Annotated in this window: 16 protein-coding genes; 14 read left to right on the top strand and 2 right to left on the bottom strand. The window is 53.0% G+C overall.

The genetic code is table 11. From position 1 onward, the window contains the following. Nucleotides 1-31: 31 nt before the first annotated feature. From KNP60_RS06965 to KNP60_RS06945, 5 genes are all read left to right on the top strand, one after another. Complete coding sequence (locus KNP60_RS06965; RefSeq protein WP_034776554.1) at nt 32-694, top strand: response regulator transcription factor; 663 nt, start codon at nt 32-34, stop codon at nt 692-694. Continuing rightward, nucleotides 691-2,064 carry a sensor histidine kinase gene (locus KNP60_RS06960; protein ID WP_214797183.1) on the top strand — a complete coding sequence of 458 codons (1,374 nt, stop codon included), beginning with the start codon at nt 691-693 and terminating at the stop codon, nt 2,062-2,064. Before KNP60_RS06965 ends, KNP60_RS06960 begins: the two co-directional genes overlap by 4 nt. A gap of 127 nt (nt 2,065-2,191) precedes the next feature. Next, nucleotides 2,192-2,641, top strand: coding sequence for a competence protein ComK (locus tag KNP60_RS06955; RefSeq protein WP_034776556.1), 450 nt, complete (start codon nt 2,192-2,194; stop codon nt 2,639-2,641). Between the two features lie 108 nt (nt 2,642-2,749). Next, nucleotides 2,750-5,818, top strand: a complete 3,069-nt coding sequence (locus KNP60_RS06950) for an efflux RND transporter permease subunit (RefSeq protein ID WP_214797182.1) — start codon at nt 2,750-2,752, stop codon at nt 5,816-5,818. Nucleotides 5,819-5,954: 136 nt separating this feature from the next. Next, nucleotides 5,955-6,371: a hypothetical protein gene (locus tag KNP60_RS06945; RefSeq protein ID WP_034776560.1), complete on the top strand. Its 417-nt coding sequence runs from the start codon at nt 5,955-5,957 to the stop codon at nt 6,369-6,371. A gap of 24 nt (nt 6,372-6,395) precedes the next feature. On the opposite strand, the gene KNP60_RS06940 is transcribed toward KNP60_RS06945, so the two are convergent. Together KNP60_RS06940 and KNP60_RS06935 are read right to left on the bottom strand one after the other, a co-directional pair. Beyond that, nucleotides 6,396-6,752, bottom strand: a complete 357-nt coding sequence (locus KNP60_RS06940) for a hypothetical protein (protein WP_034776562.1) — start codon at nt 6,750-6,752, stop codon at nt 6,396-6,398. Between the two features lie 55 nt (nt 6,753-6,807). Next, nucleotides 6,808-7,188 carry a truncated hemoglobin gene (locus KNP60_RS06935; RefSeq protein WP_138859867.1) on the bottom strand — a complete coding sequence of 127 codons (381 nt, stop codon included), beginning with the start codon at nt 7,186-7,188 and terminating at the stop codon, nt 6,808-6,810. Between the two features lie 158 nt (nt 7,189-7,346). Here KNP60_RS06935 and addB point away from each other — a divergent pair, with 158 nt between their 5' ends. From addB to KNP60_RS06890, 9 genes are all read left to right on the top strand, one after another. Further along, nucleotides 7,347-10,787, top strand: coding sequence for a helicase-exonuclease AddAB subunit AddB (addB, locus tag KNP60_RS06930; RefSeq protein ID WP_214797181.1), 3,441 nt, complete (start codon nt 7,347-7,349; stop codon nt 10,785-10,787). After that, nucleotides 10,771-14,373, top strand: coding sequence for a helicase-exonuclease AddAB subunit AddA (gene addA, locus KNP60_RS06925; RefSeq protein WP_214797180.1), 3,603 nt, complete (start codon nt 10,771-10,773; stop codon nt 14,371-14,373). Before addB ends, addA begins: the two co-directional genes overlap by 17 nt. Nucleotides 14,374-14,488: 115 nt before the next feature. Beyond that, a complete protein-coding gene (locus KNP60_RS06920) occupies nt 14,489-14,851 on the top strand; it encodes a response regulator (protein ID WP_021066686.1) in 363 nt (120 codons plus the stop codon). Continuing rightward, nucleotides 14,848-17,406 (top strand): sensor histidine kinase, encoded by a 2,559-nt coding sequence (locus KNP60_RS06915; RefSeq protein ID WP_214797179.1) that lies wholly within the window; start codon nt 14,848-14,850, stop codon nt 17,404-17,406. Before KNP60_RS06920 ends, KNP60_RS06915 begins: the two co-directional genes overlap by 4 nt. A 145-nt stretch (nt 17,407-17,551) precedes the next feature. Next, on the top strand, nt 17,552-17,932 hold the full coding sequence (locus tag KNP60_RS06910) for a YisL family protein (RefSeq protein ID WP_034776573.1): 381 nt from the start codon (nt 17,552-17,554) through the stop codon (nt 17,930-17,932). A gap of 102 nt (nt 17,933-18,034) precedes the next feature. After that, nucleotides 18,035-19,036, top strand: a complete 1,002-nt coding sequence (locus tag KNP60_RS06905; protein WP_034776575.1) for a class I SAM-dependent methyltransferase — start codon at nt 18,035-18,037, stop codon at nt 19,034-19,036. 73 nt (nt 19,037-19,109) lie between these two features. Further along, the gene (locus KNP60_RS06900) at nt 19,110-20,636 is read left to right on the top strand and encodes a phytoene desaturase family protein (RefSeq protein ID WP_214752876.1); all 1,527 of its coding nucleotides are present in this window, start codon (nt 19,110-19,112) and stop codon (nt 20,634-20,636) included. Further along, nucleotides 20,633-22,111: a phytoene desaturase family protein gene (locus tag KNP60_RS06895; RefSeq protein ID WP_214797178.1), complete on the top strand. Its 1,479-nt coding sequence runs from the start codon at nt 20,633-20,635 to the stop codon at nt 22,109-22,111. Before KNP60_RS06900 ends, KNP60_RS06895 begins: the two co-directional genes overlap by 4 nt. Next, on the top strand, nt 22,080-22,919 hold the full coding sequence (locus KNP60_RS06890; protein WP_034776584.1) for a phytoene/squalene synthase family protein: 840 nt from the start codon (nt 22,080-22,082) through the stop codon (nt 22,917-22,919). The genes KNP60_RS06895 and KNP60_RS06890 overlap by 32 nt, the downstream gene beginning before the upstream one ends. The last annotated feature ends 381 nt before the right edge of the window (nt 22,920-23,300 follow it).

Below are 23,300 nucleotides of genomic sequence, written 5' to 3'. Positions count from 1 at the left end.
ATAAATAAAAAACGTTGCAGAGGTGACTGGAATGTACACAATCTATTTAGTCGATGATGAAATCAATTTAAATAAGATGCTCGTCACGTATTTAGAGCAAGAAGGGTATCAGGTCCGTTCGTTCACCGACGGGACCTCGGCCCAGGCCGCAATCAAAGACGAACCAGACTTATGGGTGCTCGATATCATGCTCCCGGACCTCGATGGGTTCCAATTACTGAAACAAATCAAAGCGAAAAACGCGTTCACGCCGACGATTTTCATTTCGGCGCGAGATGAGGATATCGATAAAATTATCGGACTCGAGATGGGATCGGACGATTACATCGCGAAACCGTTCTTGCCACGGGAACTGGTCATCCGCGTCAAAAAATTGATCGACCGTGTCTACGGTTCGAAATCGAATGAGCATATCGAATATGGGGAATATACGATTTATCCTGAGAAACGTCTCATCAAGCATGAACAAGATGAGATCGATTTGACATCAAAAGAGTTCGACTTGCTGCTGCTCTTCCTCGAACATCCGGGCTCTGCCTTATCACGCGAACAGATTTTAGAAGGGGTATGGGGCCATGACTATTTCGGCTCGGACCGCGTCGTCGATGACTTGGTACGCCGTCTCCGGAAGAAACTGCATCGCCTTGAGCTCGAAACGCTCTATGGCGTCGGTTACCGACTCGTTAAGCCATGAAGCTCGATCGTCTCCAGCCGAAACGGCTCATGTGGAAGATTTGGGTATTGATCCTTCTGATCATCGTAACGCTCGCCTTGATGATTTTGTTGACGATTCGTTCCTCGATCACGCAGTTTATCGATGAACAAGTGTACGAGACGTTGCAAGATGTGGATTATTACCTGGGGAATACGAATGAGCTAGAAAACATTCCGCAAAATCCGATTGAGTATGACCGTCGCCAACAAGAATCCCGATCGGTCAACCAGCTCATCTTTTTGCCGAACGGACGCATCATTTATGGTTCGGCCCCGCTCGAATTGACGAACCGAATGTATCAAGAGGCGCTCACACAGACGAGCGAGGTCGCCAAATACCAGACGACGATTGATGGAGAGGACGTCTACTATATCATCCGCCAGAACGAGTACGATGGGGCTCTGATTTACCAAGCTTCCTACGCCTGGGACGCTTACCGGCGTGAACTTGTCTCGACGCTCTACTGGCGCATCTCGATTTTAATCGGCGTCATCAGCCTGTTGTCGTTAATCCCGGCTTTATGGATGTCGCGAGAGTTGACGAAACCAATCGTCGAGATGGAGCGGGCGGTCGAGAAAATCTCGAACCGACAATGGGAGACGGTGCTCCCGCTCGCTCGTCAAGATGAGCTCGGGCAGTTGGCCCGCTCGATTGACGCGATGCGGCAAGAGTTGCAAGAGCAAGACGTGGCCCAACAGGCGCTGCTCCAAAACATCTCGCACGACTTGAAGACGCCGATCATGGTCATCCGCGGTTACGCCCAATCCATCGGGGACGGGATTTATCCGACCGGGGACTTGAAAGGGTCGGCCGAAGTCATCGATGAAGAGGCGTCCCGGCTCGAGAAGAAAGTCGTCGATTTGTTATATGTCACGAAGCTCGAATACTTTAAAGGCCAGGAGATGCGGCTTGAACCGATCAATCTCGATAAGTTGATGGAACTGCTCGTCAGCCGATTCAAACTGCGCGGCAACTTGGACTGGTCGGTGACAGGACATGCCGGCGAGATGCTCGGGGACGGAGAACAAATCCGTGTCGCCTTCGAGAACGTGCTCGATAATGCCTTGCGCTATGCCGAGTCGACGATTCGAATCGAACTGACACGCTCCGAGGCGGGTGTCGACATCACCATTGAGAATGACGGTCCCCCGGTCGACGCGAACCTCGACTTGTTCCATCAGTTTTCGCGAGGGAAACAAGGGAAGTTCGGTCTTGGCCTGTTCATCGTTCAACGAATCGTGACACTCCATGAGGGGACGGTCGCCTTGGGAAATACAAAAGACGGAGTACGTGTACATTTTCACTTTCCTCAATCGAAATCGTTACAGAATAAGAAATTAGATCACTGAAATTAAAAAACCAGCCGATAATCGGTTGGTTTTTTAGTGGGAAATATATGAACGCGATTTGTTTAAGTCTTCATTTCTTGGTATGAATGACATGTAAGTCACTATATCCATGATGGAGGCAAATCAGATGACTCAGTTGACGAATGAAACAAGAGCTTTGATTCCAGTTTTCAATGAGTATGGGGAGGCGGAGACGCTCGTCTATCAATCCGACGGTGTATCGCGAATGAAGGGATCGCCCCTGTATTTACTCGAATCGGCCTGTCTGTATTACGGTTCAAGCATTCAAGGACGGATCGAGGCGGCTCGTAACGTACTCGGCCCGCACCGGAAGACGCCTGTCATCATGGATTGGCATGCAGATGCGATCTTTTTCCCGACGATCGCAAAAGAAAGTCCGGACTGTGCCTGGATCAATTTTTCTCAAGTCCTCGATGCTAAGAAGAGTGGTAAAGGAAGTCGGATTATCTTTCATTCGGGTGAATCGGTCGAGGTCCCGGTCTCGAATCATACCGTCTATAAGCAAAAGCAACGGTCCATCGAGTTATCGTATTCGTTTCAAAAACGCTTTCATTGAAACACATTCAACTGTGTTTAAAGATTGAAATGAATGGTGAACCCCTCTATGATAAAGAAGAATAGTTCATATGTGTATTTGCACATTATCTGAAAGTGAGGGGTTAACATGTTTTTTCAAAAAATGATTGAACGAGGAAAACTGGTCATCGTGTTTTTGCTCGTCGCAGTCGTCGTCGGAGTGCTCACGTTCTTCCAACTTCCGAAGCGTGAAATTCCAGAGACGAGTGTCAATATCATCTTGATTCAAACGCCATATCCGGGCGCGACCGCAGAGACGGTCGAACGGAACGTTACGAATATTTTGGAGACTGAATTGAGAGGACTCGATGGTATCGAGAATGTGTCATCATTATCCGCATCCGAGTTCTCGAATATCACCGTCGAGTATGAAGACGGCTTCGATCGAAGTGAGCTGCAGTCGAATGTACGCCAAGCGATCTCAGACGCTGCGCCTCGCTTGCCAGAAAATGCGCTGGCCCCGACCGTCAATGACTCGATTGGGCAGTTGCCGGTCGCTTCTTACTTGTTGACGGCAGATGATCGCCAGACACTCCAGACAGTGCGTGAAGATATCGAGCGGTTGGAGGAACGTCTGTTGCGGACAGATGGGGTTACCGGTGTGACGATCAAAGGACTACCGGAAACGGAATTCGTCGTCTCGCTCGACTCGGCGGAACTCGGGGAGCGTCAACTTGCTTTTCCGGACGTCTTAACGGCGATCAATGAAGAATATAAGACGACCCCGCTCGGTCGCCAGTCGACTGAAGATGGGATTTACCAATTGGCGATCGATAGTTTGACGAACGTCAATGACATGGGCCAAGTCGTCGTCGGCTCAGTGGATGGGACGCCTGTCCTCCTTGAAGACGTCGGCACGGTCGAAGAGACGGAGAAAGCGGTCACGGACCTCGTTTCACTCGACGGACAACCTGCCGTTTCCTTGACGGTCACGATTGAACCGGGTCAAGATATCCCGACTCTTCAAGAACGCGTCGACGAAGTCGTTGCGGATGAAGTCGGGGACGTGAATGGTGTCGAACTTGTTCCATATTACGAGCAGGCCAAAGCGGTCGATGATATTTTCTCATCCCTCACTCGTGAATTCATCATTGCCATGATTGCGGTCATCGTCGTCACGACGATCGGGCTCACGTTCTCAGGCTCGCTGATTGTCAGCTTAGCGATTCCATTGTCGTTCTTGCTCGCGTTGATTCCACTTCGTTTCACCGGAGTCGACTTGAACCAAATCTCAATCATCGGGGCTATCATTGCGCTCGGGATCCTCGTCGATGACGCCATCGTCGTCAATGACAATATCCTGCGCCGTTACCGAAAAGGTGACACGGCGATGGGCGGTGCCGTACGCGGGACGAAAGAAGTGTGGGGCTCGATCGTCACATCGACGCTCGCCGTCGTCTTCGCCTTCTTGCCATTGACACTCCTCTCGGGAGCGAACGGGAACTTTATCCGTGCCTTGCCGACCGTCTTGGCCTTGTCGGTGCTCGCTTCGATGCTCATCAGTTTGACGCTCGTGCCGATCGCCCAGTACTGGTTGAATCGGAAGCAAGTGAAAGTATCGAAACGCGAGCCGGGTTGGTTAGGTGGGCCACTGAACCGTCTCAGTAATTTCTATGCAGATACGTTATTACCCAAAGTCGCGAAGCGTCCATGGACGTTCGGTCTCGTCGGTTTCGTCATCACGACCGCATTGTACGGCTTGATCTTGTTGACGCCGTTCGAATTCTTCCCGGCTGCGAACCGGCCAGAAGTCGTGACGAGTGTCACCTTGCCGGTCCAAACCGACCTTGAGGAGACGGAACAGAGACTTCGAGCGATCGAGGAAGAGTTCCAAAGTATTGATGGTGTCGTCGAGACATCTGTCTTTGCGGGTGGGGGCCTACCGAGCCTCTTCACGGGAGGGCTCGATCAGACCGGTGAAAACACAGGTCAAATCGTTGTTCGTGTCGACAACGAGACGATTGATGCGATTCAATTGATCGACGAATATACGACACAAATCCGGGAAAACAACCCGGATGCTGAAATCTTCTTGGATACGCAGCAACAAGGGCCGCCGACTTCGGCACCAGTCGAGTTCACGATGCGCGGTGAAACGATCGAGCAACTCGTCACGGCCCGGGATACCGTGAAAGCGGACCTTGAAGCCATCGACGGTGCACTCGTGCTCGACAACATTAAAGAGCCGTTCCAGACGCTCACGTATGAACTTGATCGTGACGCGATGGCGGCCGCTGGTGTGACCGCGAAATCAATCAGTGACCAGATTCGCCTCGTCACGGACGGCATCCCGATCGGCACGTTTGATGACGGAGTCGAACAACGCGATGTGAAAATCGTCGTCGATGCGGAAGCGAACCGTGAGGCGCTCGCCTTAGACGATATCCTCGTCCCAGTTCAGACGGAGGCAGGTCCTCCGGTCGCACCGCTCAGTACGTTCGTCACTGAGACGACGACAGAACAGATTCAACAGATTCCGCGTGAGAACGGGGAACGGATCGTGACGCTCCAAATTTATGCGAGCGAAGGCATGGACGAAGAGGCGTTCAAACAAGACGTCGACCGCGTGCTTGCTGACGCCGAGGCGTCATTGACCGATGAAGGAATCGCGTTCGACCAATCCGGCGCGAGCGACACACAAAACGAGTTCTTCCTTGAACTTGCTACGTTGTTCGTCGTCGTCTTGTTCTTGATCTTCTTGATTATCGCGTTCCAGTTCAATTCACTGTCACTTCCGCTCCTCGTCTTGTTCACGATTTACTTGGCGATTGCCGGTGCTGTGGTCGGACTGTTCGTCACCCAGACACCATTTAGTTTCATGGCCTCGATGGGGATCGTCTCACTAGCCGGGATCGTCGTTCGGAACGCAGTCGTCTTGTTCGAGTTCATCGAGCAAGGAATTCGCGACGGCATGGCCGTCACGACCGCCGTCTATGAGGCGGGACGCGCCCGGATTCGTCCGATTCTGTTGACGGCGTTGACCGCTGTTGTGGCACTCTTGCCGGTCGCGCTTGGAGAAGACCCACTGTTCCGACCGCTTGCTATCGGAATCGTGTCAGGAATTCTCTTCTCGACCGTATTGACGCTCGTGCTCGTTCCAGCTTACTACTTGATTTTGGCGAAACGTCGCCATCGAGATAAGCCGTTCACGGAGTAATGTGGCAAACAGAGGGTGGTCCGAACCGGGCCATCCTCTGTTTTTGTGAACGAACGTTCACGACAACTCATGTTTCCCCCAGATGTTGTATGGGTATAATAAGAAAAGGTACTTCAGTATATTGGAGGGAATAGACATGAATGATTCGTACACATGGATCAATCGGCGCAAGATGCGCCCTGCTTATAGCGCGACAGGGGGTCGCTCGTGGACGAGTGAACGGATAGTCCGACCCGATGCGGCTCGTGGGCGCACCGTGCGTGGCGTCAAACGTGTCCGTCGCCCGTACACCGATGAACACGGTGTTCGTCGTTATACGACGGGACGTGTCGTCATTACCGATGCGGCTCGTCAGGCGCGTGCGCACGGTCACGGCGAGTCGGCGGTTCAACTCGAGCTGTCGGTGCCGACACCGTATGAACGGGTGAAAGAGATGATTCCGACGAAAAAAGTGCTCGTACCGGTCATGGCCGGGATTGCTGTCGCCGGAGGACTTGCGGGTGCGATTTACGCGCTTCGTAAGAAAAAACAAAACAAAAACAAGCACAAATAAAAAAATCGCCCGCGGGCGATTTTTTTATTTGAGGCGATCCGCGAGAATCCGTTCGAGCTGTTGCTCGCCGAGTTCACGCATCTCTGCTTCGTTCTCTTGGTCATACGACTCGTCTGTGAAACGGCCGACGAATTCGACTTTCCCGTTCCCGAGTTCACGGAACACGAGGTTTTTGCGATCGTTATAGAAGACGACGCGGTACTCTCGTCCATTCTCATGTGGGTAGTTGAACACGCCTTTAATATGGTCCATGTTCTTTTCTTCGGGTTGGTCTTCTTCCTCTTCATCCTCTGCGAGGGCGTCGGCGAGGACTGCCGTCGGTTCTACTTCTTCCGTTTCTTCTTCAGAGGAAACGGCCTCTTTTTTTTCTTCTTCTGTCATGAAAAACGACCTCCTTTACTTACTTTCTTATCATACCCGCTTTTCGAAAGGCTGACTACTCAAAATGGTGGGAGCAGACGCGGACGACGTTCGAGGATGACATGATCAAACGATGGAACAGTTGTTGCTTGACCGATTCGGGGGCATCGACTGTTTTGAGCGCTTGCTCCATGCAGCCGAGCCAGTGGCCGGCGTGCGTTTCCGAGATCGGGTGGTCGCGATGGATCATCGCCAAGTTGCCGCCACCGCGACGTTCCGTATACAGTTTCGGTCCCCCGAGCAGTTGTGTTAAAAACTCAAACTGATGCGCTTTGACCCGGTCTTTGTCGTCCGGGAACAACGGCAATAAGATCGGATCGGCGTAGACGAGGTCGTAAAAAGCGTCCACGAGTTGCTGAACGCCACGTTCGCCTCCAAATTGTTCATATGCACTCATCTTCTTTCCCCCTCATACGTTCAGTCTAATCGATTTTTGCGGAAAAGGGGACTGAAGCGGGCTGGTCAATTTTCTTCCCGGGCTGTTAAAGGATTTCCCTCTACAAACGAGGTCGAATGGGTCATAATAAAGAAAAAAGGGAAGGGGTGTTCGCCTAAATGACGGTCACTTTTCATGTCGGGCGTTCCGGGAGCGGAAAAAGCGAATGGATGACGAAACATGTCATCGAAGAGCTGAAGCGTGACCCGAGCGGACCGACCATCTATATGCTCGTCCCAGACCAAATGTCGTTCGAGATGGAACGGAAGATGGCGATGACGGACGGCTTGAACGGGTCGACCCGGATTCAAGTCTTATCAATGCGTCGACTCGCCTTTTTGATGATGCGCGACCGTGGCGTCGCGACCGAACAGTTTTTAGATCAGACAGGGACGCACTTGCTGTTGCGCCGCGTCGTCGAGATGAACGAGGAACGACTGACGTTGTTCCGCCGAACGATGAACCAGTTCGGCTTTTACGAGGAACTGAACCAGTTGATCACGCTCCTCAAGCGCGGCCTCGTCGATCCCGAGCAGTTGCTCCGCTTAAGCGAGCAAGACCAACATCGGTCACTCAAACTCCAAGATTTGTCGATTCTTTACGAGGGTTTCTTGACGATGACGGAAGGGAAATCGCTCCACGCGGAAGACTATTTCAACGTGTTGCTACAACTGTTGCCGGACATCGATTTGACCGGGACGCAGTTTTATGTCGATGGGTTCAATGAATTTTCGGAACAGGAGCTAGCCGTGCTCGTCGCTTTAGCGGAGAAGGCGCCGCTCGACGTGCTGTTGACGATTGACCCGGATTCGCTCTATCGGCCTCATCCGTCGTTCGGACCGACGCAACGGACACTCATGCGTTTCAAAGAGCTGTTGGCTGAGCGCGGTCTCTCGTCAAACGACCACCCTCATACAGGATCTCCGCGCTTCCAACATCCGAGCCTGGCCTATCTCGAGGCGACGTTCGGGCAAGTGACGGCAGCCCCATACACGCGTCCTGATTCGAATGTGGTGTTGAGCGCGGCCGTCGACCGGTCGGTAGAAGTCGAGGCGGCCGTCCGTGAGGTCGTTCGGCTCGTCCGCGAGGAAGGATTCCGCTATCGCGATATCGCTTTCGTGTCACGCTCGCTTGAGGAGTACGGCGACTTGGCGACACAAGCGCTCCAAAAAATGCGGTTGCCGTTCTTCCTCGATGAGCGTCAACCGATGCTCGATCATCCCGTCGTCGAATTATTGAAGGCGACGATTGAGGTCGCGATTCGCGGCTACCGGGAAGAACCGGTGTTTCGGGCGCTCAAAACCGAACTGATTTTGCTCGATGCGGAGCATCGACGCACGTCGGTCGACCGGCTCGAGGCGTTCGTCATAGAGCGCGGGATCAAACATTATCACTGGCACGAGGATTGGTATTTGCGACGCCGAGCCGAAGAAGAGGCACGGCTGACCGGGGAAGAACTGGACTTGGAGACGGCACTCAATCGTTACCGCCAAACCGTCGTTGACACGTTCGACCCGCTGTTGGCCGATTTAAAAGCGGCGAAGACGATGCAAGCTTACACGCACGCCATCTATGCCTTTTTAGAACGGATTGATGTGGCGTCTTGTCTCGCCTATTGGCGCGAGGAGGCGCTCGAGGAATCGAGATTGCTCGAAGCGAGAGAACATACCCAAGTGTGGGATGCCGTGTTGCACTTGCTCGAACAGTTGGAAGCGGCGGCGCCAGATGAGACGCTCTCGACCGAACTGTTCCTGCAGATGATGGATACCGGGCTCGACAGTTTGCGTTACGCGCTCGTCCCGCCATCTCTGGACCAATTGACGGTCACTGATTACGTCCGGGGCCGCTTGATTGATAAAAAGGTCGTCTTCTTACTCGGGGCAAACGAAGATCAAATCCCGCTCGTAGCGACCCAGTCGAAACTGTTGACCGACCAGGACCTTGATTTCATGCATGACAACGGCGTTCGGGCCGGGAAAGCGACCGAGCATTTATTTGATGACGAGACGTACTATTTATACAAGGCGCTCACGGCACCGAGCCATCGTGTGTTCGTCAGCTATGCCCTCGTCGACCGGGCTGGCAAGGCGATTCAACCGGCGAGTTTTATCGCTGACCTGAAAGCCCGCCTCAGTGGCGGGAAAGTCGTGACGACCCATTTCGCGGAAGCCGGGGAACATCGCCCGAGCGACCAGCTGTCTTTTATCACGAACGTGAATCAGACGGCAGCGGTGACAGCGCTCGAACTGCAACGACTCAGCCGGCATTATCCGATTCAAGATACGTGGTTCACGGTGTACAACGAACTGTTGAAACATCCGGAAGGCCGCGAACGGATTCGCTTATTGACGAGTGCACTCTTCTATCAAAACGTGCCACAACCGTTGCCGGAAGATGTCGCCAAGTCACTTTATACAAACTCGATTCGAGCGAGCGTCTCGCGGCTCGAGACGTTCCAGGCTTGTCCGTTCCGTCACTTTGCGAGCTATGGGCTCCGTTTAAAAGAACGTCGCCTGTATCGGTTAGAAGCGCCGGATATCGGAAACTTGTACCATCGCACGATTGAGCATATGTCCCAGACCGTGAAAATGGACGGGAAAGAATGGCGGGATGTGAGCCGCGACGAGTGTTCGTCACTCGCCGAGGCGGCCGTCGAACTCGTCACGCCGGAAATTCAAAATGCGATTTTGATGAGTTCGAACCGGTATGGCTATTTGAAGAAGAAATTGACCGATGTCGTCAGCAAGACGGCGGAAGTATTGATCGAGCAATCGAAACGGGACGGATTCGACCCCGTCGCTTTCGAACTCGCCTTCGGCAGCGGCAATTTCCCGCCCGTGTCGTTCACGCTCAGTAACGGGGCGACGTGTGAACTTGTCGGTCGCATCGACCGCGTCGACACGGCCTCGGTCCATGATCAGCTTTACGTCCGGATTGTCGACTATAAGTCGAGCAAACGAGAAATCGACTTCGCCGAAATCTATTACGGGCTCGCCATGCAGATGCTCATCTACTTGAAAGTGCTGATCGAGCAGGCGAACGCGTGGACGCAAGAGAATGTCGCCCCAGCAGCGGCGCTTTATTTCCACGTCCACCGGCCGCTCGTCGCACCGGGCGAGACGGACACGGACACCGAGCGGAAGGTGCTCGAGTCGTATCAGATGCAAGGGTTGCTCGTCGACGATCCGGCCATTTTAGAGGCGATGGACCGGACGGCGAAACTCGATCAGAAAAAATCAATCGTCATCCCGGTCAAGTACAAGAAAGACGGGACGATCGATGCGAATACGACGAAAAAAGTCGTCTCCCCGCCGCAGCTCGAGCAATTGATGGACCATGCCCTTAATTTGGCGGAGGCGAGCGCCGAGGCGATGTATGACGGTGAAATCGGAGTCGAGCCATATGAATATAAAGAACGACGGCCCTGCCAGACGTGCCCGTTCCAAAGTGTCTGTCACTTTGATGAGGCGCTGTCTAATGAGCCACGGCAATTGAAGAAATTAGAAAAAGATGACGTCTTGTCAAGATTAGGAGGTGACGTCGATGAAGTGGACGAATGACCAACAAGCGGCCATCGATGCCAGAGGATCGCACGTGCTCGTCTCGGCGGCAGCCGGTTCCGGCAAGACGGCCGTCCTCGTGGAACGGCTCGCGAGCCGTCTCTTGGATGAGACGGACGAATTGACGGCGGACCGCATGCTCGTGGTCACATTCACGAATGCGGCGGCGGCCGAGATGAAACGTCGAATCGCCAAAGCACTCGACGGGGCACTCCGTGATGATCCCGAGAACGCATATATTCGAAAACAACGCCAAATGCTCAACCGGGCACTCATCACGACGATTCACTCGTTCTGTCTCGAAGTGATTCGGGAGAATTATTATTTGCTCGACCTCGACCCGGCGTTCAAAATCGCCGAGGAACGGGACTTGGTGCTTTTGCAGGACGATGTGCTCGAAGATGTGCTCGAGGAGGCGTACGGTCAACAAGACCAAGCTTTCTTCGCTTTGATTGACGCTTATACGTCGGACCGGGGCGACAGTGAGATCGAGGAATTGATTCTCGGTCTCTATCACTATGCACGGACGCTACCAGACCCGGAAGCGTACTTGGACGAACTTGTGTCGTTGTATCAGTTCGATGGGGATCCTGACGAGGAACAACTGTTGATTGAATTCGGGCGCCTGCTTTGGGTAGACATCGAAAAAGCATTGCGTCAGCTCCGTCGCGTCGCCATCGAACTTCGCCTCGCCGGTTATGAGGCGCAATCTGAGAACGTGCAACAGGCGATTTTACCATTTGCGAATCTCGATCCGGACTCGTTCAAGTGGAGCGAGCTCGAGACGGCTTCCCGCGCCGTCAAGTTCGGGACGATGAAATCCGTTCAAAAGAAAGAAGAACATCACGTCTATCACACGGTATTGAAGCCGGCGTACGATCAGGCGAAAAAGAAGTTAAGTGAAGCCATCGCCCAAGCGAGCACGAGTGGGGCCGATTATTTGGACGTGTTGATGACACAACGTCCGCTCGTCGAGACGCTCGTTAAGACCGTTCGGACGTTCGGTGCCGCCTATGAACAGGCGAAGCGGGACCGTGCTTTTGTCGACTTCAGCGACCTCGAGCATTATGCGCTCGCCATTTTACGAGACGAGGGAGGACCATCTTCGGTCGCTTCGCTTTACAAGCAACGTTTCGCCGAAGTATTGATCGATGAGTATCAGGACACGAACGAGATTCAAGAGACGATCATCGGGCTTGTCAGCAATGAAGTCGAGCATGTCGGAAATCTGTTCATGGTCGGCGATATCAAGCAGTCGATTTACCGGTTCCGCCATGCCGAACCACGCTTGTTCATCGAGAAGGCGACGCGCTTCAAACAGCATGGGTCGGGACAACGGATCGACTTGTCCCAAAACTTCAGAAGCCGAGCCGAAGTACTCCACGGCATTAACGACTTGTTCGTCCGGTTGATGGACGAGGAAGTGAGCGAAATCGAATACGATGAGGCGGCACGTCTCGTCCCGGGGCGTGACTATGAGGCGCTCGAGGCGAGTCCTGAACTCATTCTCGTCAACGGGGAGAGCCGCGACTTGTCGAAACAAGAACTCGAAGGCCGGGCCATCGCGACCCGGATTTTAGAGCTCGTCTCGGGCGAGGAACCGTTCAAAGTGACCGATGAAGCGACAGGTTTGCTCCGGTCGTGTGAATATCGTGACATCGTCATCTTGGTCCGTTCAAAGAAAGAGCGGGTCGAACAGTTGATGGATATTTTGACACAATACAACATTCCGGCCTACACCGATTCGGACGGGGGATACTTCCAAGCGACGGAGATTCGGATGATGCTCGCGGTGTTGAAACTGATCGACAACCCGCTCCAAGACATCCCGCTTGCCGGGGCGCTTCGCTCGCCGATGTTCGGGTTCAGCGACCAAGAGTTGGCGAAAATCCGCCTTGAGTCGGAAGAGTCGTTTTTTGAGGCACTCAAAGCGAAAGCAGATGATGAGGACGATCTCGGTCTGAAGTGTGGCGATGTTCTTGACGCGTTATCAGCGTGGCGCACGTTCGCTCGCAACCACAGCTTGTCAGAATTGATTCAACAAGTGTTCAACGACACAGGATTTTATGATTTTGCCGGCGGACTGCCGGGCGGGAAAGGGCGCCAAGAAAACTTGAAGGCGCTCTATGACCGGGCGTTGTCGTATGAGCGGAGTGGTTACCGCGGCTTGTATCGTTTCCTCCGTGTGATGGATCGGCTTCAGGATAACGGTGAGGACTTGTCCGAGGCGCGCTCACTCGGTGAAGAAGAAAACGTCGTCCGGATCATGACTGTCCATAAGTCGAAAGGACTCGAGTTTCCGGTCACAATCGTCGCTCAGCTAGGGAAGCAGTTCAACAAGCGCGATCAAATGCAGCGCGTCATCTTCCATAAACGTTACGGAATCTCCCTCGACGCGATTGACGTCGTCACGCGCACGAAAACGGAGACGTTCGTCAAAGAGATGATTCGCCGCGATCTCGATGCGACGATGAAAGCCGAAGAGATGCGCGTCTTGTATGTCGCGCTCACGCGCGCGAAAGAAAAACTGATTTTGGTCGGGACGGTCAAAGAGCCTGGAAAACAGATCGGGCAATGGTTGCACGTCGAGCAAACCGGGACGACTTTATCGGCCGATGCGCGTCGTGAGGCGAAGACGTATCTCGATTGGGTCGCTCCGGCGCTCTTAAAACTCGAAGGGGCGGCCCCATTTTTAGAAGAGCAAGGGTTGCCGATCGTCGCACCCCAATCGGAAGCGACCCCGTGGACGTACCGTATCATCGGCGAAGAGGACTTGGCGGAAGTCGCCACGCTCCACGAGATGATGGCGCAGCTCCATCACGTCAAACAGTTCGAAGCGATCGACTTTCCGGTCAAAGACGAGGCGAACGTCACAGATTTTGTCCGCCGGGCGTTCACTTATGAATATCCGGCCCAAGCCGCGACCGAGACGGCTGCCAAGCAAACGGTCACGGAACTGAAACGCGCGCTCCAGCTCGAGCAGGCGGCGTTTGAAGAGACGTACCGGGCGAGTGACACCCCGTACCGAGAGCCGAAGTGGAAACAATCGAAACAGACGGGAGCCGAGCGGGGTACGACGTTACACCTTGTCTTTCAATTGATCGACCCGTCTGAACCGCTCGCCTTACAAATCGATCGCTGGGAAGCCGACGGCATGCTTAGCCCGGTCGAGGTCGAGACGGCAAGGCTTGCCATCCCTGAAATCGAGGCGTTCTTTGCTTCAGACACGGGGCGCGCATTAACGGTAGCGCTTCAAACCGGGACTGGCTGGCGCGAGTTGCCGTTTACGTACACGGTTCCGGCCGAACGGGTCAATCCGAGCGGGACGTTCACTGACGAACATGTGCTGATTCAAGGGATTATCGATTGTCTGTTCCATGACGGCGAGACATACGTGCTTCTCGACTATAAATCGGATTCTGTGCTCTTTTCGAGCGAATCCCGTGACGCGGCGAAACAAATGTTGCGCGACCGTTATCATGTCCAATTATCGCTCTATCGCGAGGCCATCGAGGCGATTTGGGGGATCACGGTCGGGCAGATGCTCATTTATTCGCTCGAATTACAGGAAATTGTTGTATTATAATGTAGACGTTGTGAAGAAAAAGGGGTACGGTTATACACCGTACACCCTTATTTTTTGTGATTACGAACTGAATCCGTTAAAATAATGAAATGGGATAAAAAATGGAGGAATCGTCATGGTAAAAATTTTACTAGCAGAAGATGAAGAAGTATTACGGATGCTTGTTTTAGATACATTAGAAGATGAAGGATATGACATTGATGAAGCGCCAGACGGCCTTGAAGCCTACCGGCTAATCGAACAGAACGAGTATGACCTCGTGATTGTCGACCATATGATGCCAGGCATGACCGGTCTTGAGGTCATCGAGAAAGTTCGGAAACTACCGGGACGTCAACATACAAAAGTGATGATGCTCACGGCGAAGAGCCAACAATCTGATCGTGATTGCGCGAACGAGATTGGCGTCGACTACTTTATATCTAAGCCGTTCAGTCCACTTGAGTTGGTGAAGATTATAGGAGGAATCGTGAATTGAACAGATGGTTTAAACAAAAACTCGGTCGCGACCTCATGGTCGTTCTCTATTCCTTCCTCGCGCTCGCGCTGGTCGGATCGATGATCATGTACACGTACATGCAAGAGCGAGTTGCTGAAAACGAACAACGGCTTGAAGACGTTGATGAACGGATTGAGCGGTTGAACACGCTGTGGGATGAGTGGCAAGGCGTCCAGTATGATTCGCGCGGTTATCTCTTGTTCGGAGACACCGAGTCGCTTGAACGGGCTCAGTCGAAAGAGAACGAGTTCCAGCAAGAAATCAACTGGTTCAAGAGCGTCGTCCAAACGAAGCAAGGTGAAATTTTCGCAGACGACTTGCAAGAATTCCACGACTTCTATTTTGGCGTCATCCTTCCGGTGACGACAGAATACGGACAATTGCGCGCCGAAGGTGAAATTACCGAAGATACGATTGATCCGGAGACAATATTGGCATTGCCGACTGCCGAACGTTTGATTGAACAAGGCGTCGTTCCCTATAACCCGGAACGCGGCATCGATACACTCGGCCCAATCCAACAGATTGAGACGGCGTTAGAAGATTATAAATCATTGATGGATAGCGAGAAGCAGAAAGTATATGACGCTTGGAAGTTAAACAATGATATTCTTCAATTCTTGTGGATCGCGAGCATCTTGTCGTTCGCGGCATTGATCTTGTTGTTCATCCAACCATTCTTGCGCCGTCAAACGCGTTTGATTTCACGTCTCTCGGTCGCATCTGACCGGTTGTTGAAAGGCGAGATCGTCGATTTGAGTGATCAGATGGAACGTGAAGACGAAATCGGGATCATGTCACGATCGTTCAACAAGATGGCCGAGACGCTTCGTGACAATGAACGTCACTTGATTGAAAAGAACCACGAATTACAGGCGCAACAAGAAGAGTTGATTGCGCAACAAGAAGAACTTCAAGCGCAACAGCAAGAACTCGAAGAAATCTTGGAGCAGACACAACAGAACGAGCAACACTTGGCTTACCGCAACGAGTTGACCGAGACGCTCGCGGCCCGTGACTCGTTGACGGCTTACCCAGAGATTATCGAGAAACTGGTCGCCATCACCGACTCTGAAGTCGGCGCCCTCGTATTCGTCGATGCGACAGGCTCGTTCTCGATCACAAGCCACGGCTTGAATGAGACGCTCACGCGTCAGTTGCTCGACAGCGAGAACTCAGTCTTGACGCGGGCGATGACGCTTCGGACGACAGTCCATTCGTCGAAACAAGTCGCAAGCGACCACCCGCTCCCGTACCCATACTATATGTATGAGACGGCTGTACCGGTCCATGACCCGACGGATGACTCGATCATCGCGTTCATCTATCTCGTCCGTTATAAAGATCGCTTTACGCAGACACAGATGGGTGACATCATGTCGTTCGCTCGTCAGTTGTCGCTCTCACTTCTCCGGATGCGTCTGTTTGAAGAGATGACCCGTGAGAAAGGGAAGACGGAACGGATCCTCGATTCGATTCGCGAGGCGGTCATCTACGTCGAGCATTCGACCGATGATGTCTTCGTCAACCGACCACTCTATGAAATGTTCCCTGAACTCGATGAGATCACGTCGAGAGAACTCGCGGAACTGTCGTGGAACGAATGGCGAGAGACGATTTCGACGACAGTCGACCAAGAAGATGATTTCTTGAAGTATACCGATCGCCTCTTCACCGACGACTTCCCGCATGACAGCGTCAGCTTCTCGATTCGTAAAGGCGAGATGAACTTGCAGATGTATGCGGAACGCATCGTCGTCGGCGGGTTGTCGAAAGGGACGTTGCTCGTCTTCCGTGACATCACGAGCGAGACCGAGGCGGAACGCTTGAAGAGCGAATTCATCTCGACGATCTCCCACGAGTTGCGGACACCGCTCTCGTCGATCTACGGGTTCACCGAACTCATGGTCAAGAAGCAGTTGCCGAACGAGAAGCAAGCGAAGTACTTGCAGACGATTCACGCCGAGACGGAGCGCCTGACGCATCTCGTCAACGACTTCCTCGACGTGCAACGGATGGAAGCCGGCAGTCAGATGTACGACCGCGAACAGCTCGATATCGAGCCGGTCATCCGCGACATGATGACGTTCTATGAGGCTTCTTCGCTGAAGCATAAGTTTGAACTCGTCACGGCCGATGACCGTCCGTATGAACTGTTCGCCGACTGTCAAAAGTTCAAGCAGTTGATGAGCAACTTGCTCTCGAACGCCGTGAAGTATTCACCGCGCGGCGGAAAGATCACCGTCGAATTGGCCCACCACGATCAATCGGTGTCGATTAAAGTGAAGGACCAAGGTATCGGTATTCCGAGCGACGCGCTTGACCGTCTCTTCGACAAGTTCTATCGGGTCGACAATTCCGACAGCCGAGAAATCGGCGGAACCGGACTCGGTCTTCCGATCTGTCAAGAGATCGTGCGCGGTCACGCCGGACAGATTCACGTCGAGTCGGTCCAACATCAAGGGTCGACGTTCACGGTCGTGATTCCGAGCTTCGAATACGCGGTTCGCGAACAAGAGTCAACGACAGCTTAATAAATGAAATACGACAAGGCGCCTGATCATTCCTCGATCAGGCGTCTTTTTGATAGGCGATCAGATTTTTCAGTGGCCCGCTTGACCGCAATCAGAGTGACTCGTGTACAATAGAGGTTGTACATAATGGAAAGGGGGACTTAGAATGCCATTGATTGCATTCCTACACACGCACGTCACGAGCTGGGTCTTGTTACTCGTCTTGTTCGCTGTCGCCTATATCGGCTACAAAAATGCCAACAAGAGCGGGAAGATCGCCCACATGGCGTTTCGACTCATGTTGCTCGTCGCGTTCGGCACGGGACTTTATTTGTATCTTCAATTACTCGAAGGCGGCATGTTCTACCACGTGAAGATCACGGTCGGACTCTTGACACTCATCTTTGGTGAGATGACGCTCATCCGTGTGAAGAAGAACAAACCTGCGGGCACGATGTTCGGCGGTTTTGCGATTCTCGCGCTTGTGACAATCTTCATCGGCTATGCGTTGCCGTATGGACAGTCGTTCTTCAGCAACTTCATTTAAGTTTGGTTCCCACTTCGCACATCGGAGTGGGATTTTTTTGTTTGTCCGTAAATTATTAGGGGAAAATAAAAAAATCAGTGATAACGATGATGAGGTGAAACGATGGAACAACAGATGAATGAATGGTCACGCGTCTTGCACGCACGCAGATGGATGAAACAAACCGAATCGTTCCTGCCGCTTTGGCACGGATATATCGGCTATAAATATGGGTTGTTCGATGCGCTCCAAGGCGGGGCGAGCTTTGCGGAGATGACGCTTCGCTTGAAGCAACCGTTGACGAAACTCGCGCTCGAACGTTGGCTCGACGTCGGGGTCGCCGTGCGCCATTTGAAGAAGAAAGGTTGGCGCTATTTCCCGACCCGTAGTTTGAAATATCAGTTGTCGCACGAAGATGAGCGCAGCATCGGCTTCATGCTCCAAGAGATGATGGAACTTCATATTCCGGCACTCATCGCATATCCTGACTTTTTAGAGTCGGGCAAACAGAAAACGTTCGATGGGGCGACACATGGCCAGGTCGTCGCACAGACGTCGACGCTCGTCGAGACGGTCGCGTTCCCGGTCGTGCAGCAGCTGTTGCGGCAAGCCGACGTCAAGACGATGCTCGATATCGGGTGCGGCCACGGGGGTTACTTACGCAAACTGCACGGACTCGAACCCGATTGGCAGTTGACCGGCATCGATTTAGAGGAAGACGTGATCGCAGAGGCGCGGGAACAAGATGAGTCCGGTGAGATTCGCTATGAAGTAGCCGATTTTATGGAGTGGGATCACGACGAACGATTTGATGCCGTCATGATGAATAATATGTTGTATTATTTCTCCCCGGAACAACGAATCGAACTGCTCGGACGGATGCTCGAAAACTTAGACGAAGCAGGTGTCGCGGTCCTCGTCACGCCTCTCGCCGAGACGCCGCTCGGTGCTCGATTTGCCTCAGCGTTCAATGCGTTCATGACGTTGCATGATAACCTCTATCCGCTCCCAACGATTCGTGAGTTACGTCGTCAAATGCACAAGGTCGGTTTCGACAACGTCCGTTTCATCCCGTTCATCCCAGAAGGGTCATGGTACATTGTCATCGCGAAACGCGACAATTGACACATCGCGGACACACGACGAGCCGATTCAGATTTGAACTTGTCTCCAGTCATTTCTATAATGGGATAGAAGCATAAGAGACTTTTCACATAGGGAGTTGTTCAACGTGTCGGAAAAAAGAGTCGCCGTAATCGGTGCCGGACCAGGAGGACTTGCGGCCGCTATGCTGCTCGCAAGTCGTGGTGTGAAAGTAACAGTGTTTGAGAAGCAGGCGTTCGTCGGTGGACGGACGTCGCGTCTGCAAGTCGGAGAATTCGCGTTCGATCGTGGCCCGACTTTTTTAAATATGCCATACATTTTAGAAGAGATTTTCGAAGAGACAGGTCGAGATTTACACGACTATGTCGAGATGAAACGACTCGAGCCGATGTATGATCTTTATTTCGATAAAGGAAATCGGGTCCTATCGATGACGACCGATCGCGATCAAATGCATCAGGCGATTGAAGAGCAGTTCCCAGGCAACGGGGAAGGGTACGAACGCTTCATGGCCGAACAAGCCATCAAGCTGTCGAAACTGATGCCGGTGCTCCAGACGGCACATGACAAATTGACCGATTACGTGGCGACGCGCGTCTTGAAGGCGCTCCCGTTCTTATCGATCGGCAAGTCGTTATACGATGTCTTGTCAGAATATTTCACGAGCGAAGAGCTGAAGTACGCGTTCACGTTCCAAGCGAAATACCTCGGCATGTCGGCGTGGGATTGCCCGGGTGGCTTCTCAATCTTGTCGTATATGGAACATGCTTACGGCGTCCATCATCCGATCGGCGGCGTGAATCAACTCTGCACAGCGATGGCCCGTGTCATCGAAGAAGAGGGTGGGGAGATTCGTCTCAAAGAAGGCGTCGACCGGCTCTTGCTCGACGGGAAACGCGTCAACGGACTCGTAGCGAACAATGTCCACTATGCCTTTGACGAAGTGATTGTCGGTGCCGACTTCGCACATGCGATGACGACACTCGTCCCAAGCGACGCACTCACACGTTGGAGTCCAAAACAGCTGAAGAAGAAACGCTACTCGTGTTCGACGTTCATGCTTTATCTTGGACTCGACCGTGTCTATGATGATGTCGCGCACCATTCGATCCATTTCGCCGACGACTACGAGCGTAATGTGAAAGAGATGACGCAAGACCTGAAGCTGAGCGAAGACTTCTCGTTCTATGTCCAAAATGCTTCACGGATTGATCCAACACTTGCACCGTCAGGGAAATCCTCGCTTTATGTGCTCGTCCCGGTGCCGAACAACCTGTCGAATTTACCGTGGGAGACGCTCGAGACGACGATGACCGAGCGCGTCCTCGATGCACTCGAGACTCGTTCGCCGTATCGTGAGATCCGGAACCATATCGAGGTGATGCAGCCGCTCACGCCAAACGATTGGGAAGCGTTCGGTGTCTATGAAGGGGCGACGTTCAACTTAGGACATAACTTGTCACAGATGATGTATTTCCGTCCCCATAACCAGTTCGAGGAGCTCGACCACGTCTGGCTCGTCGGCGGTGGGACACATCCAGGCAGCGGACTGCCGACGATTTTTGAATCGGCGCGCATCACCGCCAACCTGTTGCGTGACCGGGCAGGTGTCGGCCAATGAACATCAGTTTCGTCGGTGCCGGCATTGGGTCGCTTTACGCGGCCTTGCTCCTGACCCACAAATATCCGTCGCTAGACGTGACCATCTATGAAAAAGAAGCTCGTGTCGGCGGCCGGCTCAATTATGTCGAGTTCGAGAACGGCGCCCGCGTCGATGAAGGGCCGACCATCGTCTTATTGCCCGGAAAATTGAAAAGTCAGCTCCTCGAGGCCGGTTTCCCGGAGCGAGAGCTCGAGTTGGTCGAGGTCGACCCGCTTTATCGCCTCCGTTACGAGGATGGCACGACGTTCTACAAATACCGTGATATCGAGCGCCAGGCGGCCGAAATCGACCGTCTGTTCAACGAGGGCGACGGTTTTAGAAAATATATGACTCAAAAACGGGAAGAGTACCGCCTCGGGTTCGATGCATTCTTAGACCGGGGCTATAAAGGCAAGACCGATTTGTTCGAACCGAAACTATTGATGCTCCTCATGCGCTTGAAGGCGTATGAGACGGCCCACGAGAACATGAAACGCTTCTTCAAAGACGAGCGTCTGCGCGTCGCCTACAGCCTCCAAACGCTCTATATTGGTGGTAACCCATATGATACCCCATCCCTCTATGGTTTGATCCCGTACCGCGAACAAGAAGAAGGAATCTGGTACGTCAAGGGAGGATATTTCTCGCTTGCGACGAAAGTAGAACAAGAGTTGAGACGACGCGGCGTCAAGTTCGAGTTGAACGCGAACGTCGAACGGGTGCAGGTGGAACAAAGCCGGGCGAACGCGGTCATCGTGGATGGTGTCGTTCATCCGTACGATGCGGTCGTCGTCAATGGTGATTTCCCTCTCATGGAACGGTTGATTGATGGCGTCAAGCCGAAATCATACGAACCGTCGAGCGGGACGCTCCTGCTTTACTTCACCGTGACCGGGGACATCGATTTACCAATCCACCAATTCGACTTGCCGAATGATTTTGCCGGGTCGATGCGGACCATCTTCGAAGATGGTAAACTAAGCAAGTATCCGGCGATGTATACGTTCAATCCGTCTTTGATGGACGACACGCTGGCACCGGACGGGACGAGCGTTCTCTATGTCCTCGTGCCGGTCCCACGTAAATTGGAGCGTGAGGACTTTGAAACGAGCGGTGCGATTGAGCATTTGATTGGCCGGATCGAACAGATGGTCCCCGACTTCAGGGATCGTGTCATTGAGATGAAAGTTCGGACGCCGATGGATGCGGAACGATTTGGGTTATTCGAAGGCGGGAGCTTCGGCATCGCCCCGAAATTGGCCCAATCGGCCGCGTTCAAACCACAGGCTCGCCCGTACGCGCACATCGACCGACTTTACGCCGTCGGAGCATCGGTGCATCCGTGCGGAGGCGTCCCGATCGTCATGATCGGCTCGCAGCTGTTAGTGAAGAGAATGGAAGAAGAAATGGGGGCATTGTACCATGACGACACAAGAAGCGTATCGTCACTGTGAAGACGTAATGAAAAAAGGCTCGCTCACGTTTTATAGGGCCTTTTCTTTGCTCTCCAAACCAGACCGTCAGGCCGTGGCCGCGGTCTATGCGTTTTGTCGGACGCTCGATGACGCGGTCGATGAATCCGACCGTCCTGAAGAGAGCTTGACGGACTTTTTGGCCGAGTTCGATCGTTTCTTGGCCGGTGAACATCTGACCGATGCGCTCTGGGTGGCGTTGCGTGACGTTTGGGGACGGTACGACATGGACGTCGAACCGTTCTTTGAATTGGCTGAAGGCATGAAGTGGGACTTACATAAAACGCGCTACGCGACGCTCGAGGAGACGGAGCAATATAGTTACTATGCGGCCAGCACCGTCGGTTTGATGCTGTTGCCGATCCTCGCTCCGGACGTGGATGCGACGGGACGGCACCAGTTGAAACAAGGTGCGATCGACTTAGGCATCGCGATGCAGTTGACGAATATTTTGCGTGACGTCGGGGAAGACCTCGATCGAGATCGGATTTATGTCCCACAATCGTTGCTCGCCGAGTTCGGTGTCGCGGAAGCCGATTTGTTCGCGCGGCAAGTGACCCCGGCGTTTATCGACGTCTGGGAGACGATGGCGCGCCGGGCCGAACACCTATACGTTCGGGCCCGGGAGACCCATCACTTATATCCTGCGACGAGCCGGAAGCCGGTCAGCGCGGCGGGATTGCTCTATGAAGGCATCTTGGACGCGGCCCGGCAGAATGGGCACGACGTCTTCACGAAACGGGCGTTTGTCTCGACGATTCAAAAAGGGAAACTGTTGGCCAAGTTATAAAATCAGGCAGCCGTCGCAAAACGGCTGCCTTTTTTGTGCACAAAAAAACCACTTTTGGCGGGGGACCAAAAGTGGTGTAAGCGTTGTGTGATTCGTTCATCGGGGAAACGAACGAATCGGACGTGATGAACCCTAAAGATGTGCCTCGTCTCATGGGGAATGAAACGATGGGGCATCTTCGCTGAAGCAGGATGCTTGATGGACTAAGGGGGAACATCATAATGCATGCTGTTCCAGCCGCGGGATACGAGTGGGGAAACTCGCTCATCACTTTTTTCTCGGGTGTGACAAGTTCAAAACGCGATAGGCTCGGGGAAGCCATTCGATCGCTACAGGTGTAACAAACGTTACAAAACTGCTTGAACTCGAATATGATGTTAT

Source organism: Exiguobacterium sp. s5 (assembly GCF_018618075.1).
Classification (GTDB): domain Bacteria; phylum Bacillota; class Bacilli; order Exiguobacteriales; family Exiguobacteriaceae; genus Exiguobacterium; species Exiguobacterium mexicanum_A.
This window is presented reverse-complemented; position numbering and strand designations above follow the sequence as displayed.

Bases quoted from the DNA above. Each gene is read 5' to 3' on its own strand.
- KNP60_RS06965 (WP_034776554.1), top strand. From the start codon at position 32: ATGTACACAATCTATTTAGTCGATGATGAAATCAATTTAAATAAGATG.
- KNP60_RS06960 (WP_214797183.1), top strand. From the start codon at position 691: ATGAAGCTCGATCGTCTCCAGCCGAAACGGCTCATGTGGAAGATTTGG.
- KNP60_RS06955 (WP_034776556.1), top strand. From the start codon at position 2,192: ATGACTCAGTTGACGAATGAAACAAGAGCTTTGATTCCAGTTTTCAAT.
- KNP60_RS06950 (WP_214797182.1), top strand. From the start codon at position 2,750: ATGTTTTTTCAAAAAATGATTGAACGAGGAAAACTGGTCATCGTGTTT.
- KNP60_RS06945 (WP_034776560.1), top strand. From the start codon at position 5,955: ATGAATGATTCGTACACATGGATCAATCGGCGCAAGATGCGCCCTGCT.
- KNP60_RS06940 (WP_034776562.1), bottom strand. From the start codon at position 6,752: ATGACAGAAGAAGAAAAAAAAGAGGCCGTTTCCTCTGAAGAAGAAACG.
- KNP60_RS06935 (WP_138859867.1), bottom strand. From the start codon at position 7,188: ATGAGTGCATATGAACAATTTGGAGGCGAACGTGGCGTTCAGCAACTC.
- addB (WP_214797181.1), top strand. From the start codon at position 7,347: ATGACGGTCACTTTTCATGTCGGGCGTTCCGGGAGCGGAAAAAGCGAA.
- addA (WP_214797180.1), top strand. From the start codon at position 10,771: ATGAAGTGGACGAATGACCAACAAGCGGCCATCGATGCCAGAGGATCG.
- KNP60_RS06920 (WP_021066686.1), top strand. From the start codon at position 14,489: ATGGTAAAAATTTTACTAGCAGAAGATGAAGAAGTATTACGGATGCTT.
- KNP60_RS06910 (WP_034776573.1), top strand. From the start codon at position 17,552: ATGCCATTGATTGCATTCCTACACACGCACGTCACGAGCTGGGTCTTG.
- KNP60_RS06905 (WP_034776575.1), top strand. From the start codon at position 18,035: ATGGAACAACAGATGAATGAATGGTCACGCGTCTTGCACGCACGCAGA.
- KNP60_RS06895 (WP_214797178.1), top strand. From the start codon at position 20,633: ATGAACATCAGTTTCGTCGGTGCCGGCATTGGGTCGCTTTACGCGGCC.
- KNP60_RS06890 (WP_034776584.1), top strand. From the start codon at position 22,080: ATGACGACACAAGAAGCGTATCGTCACTGTGAAGACGTAATGAAAAAA.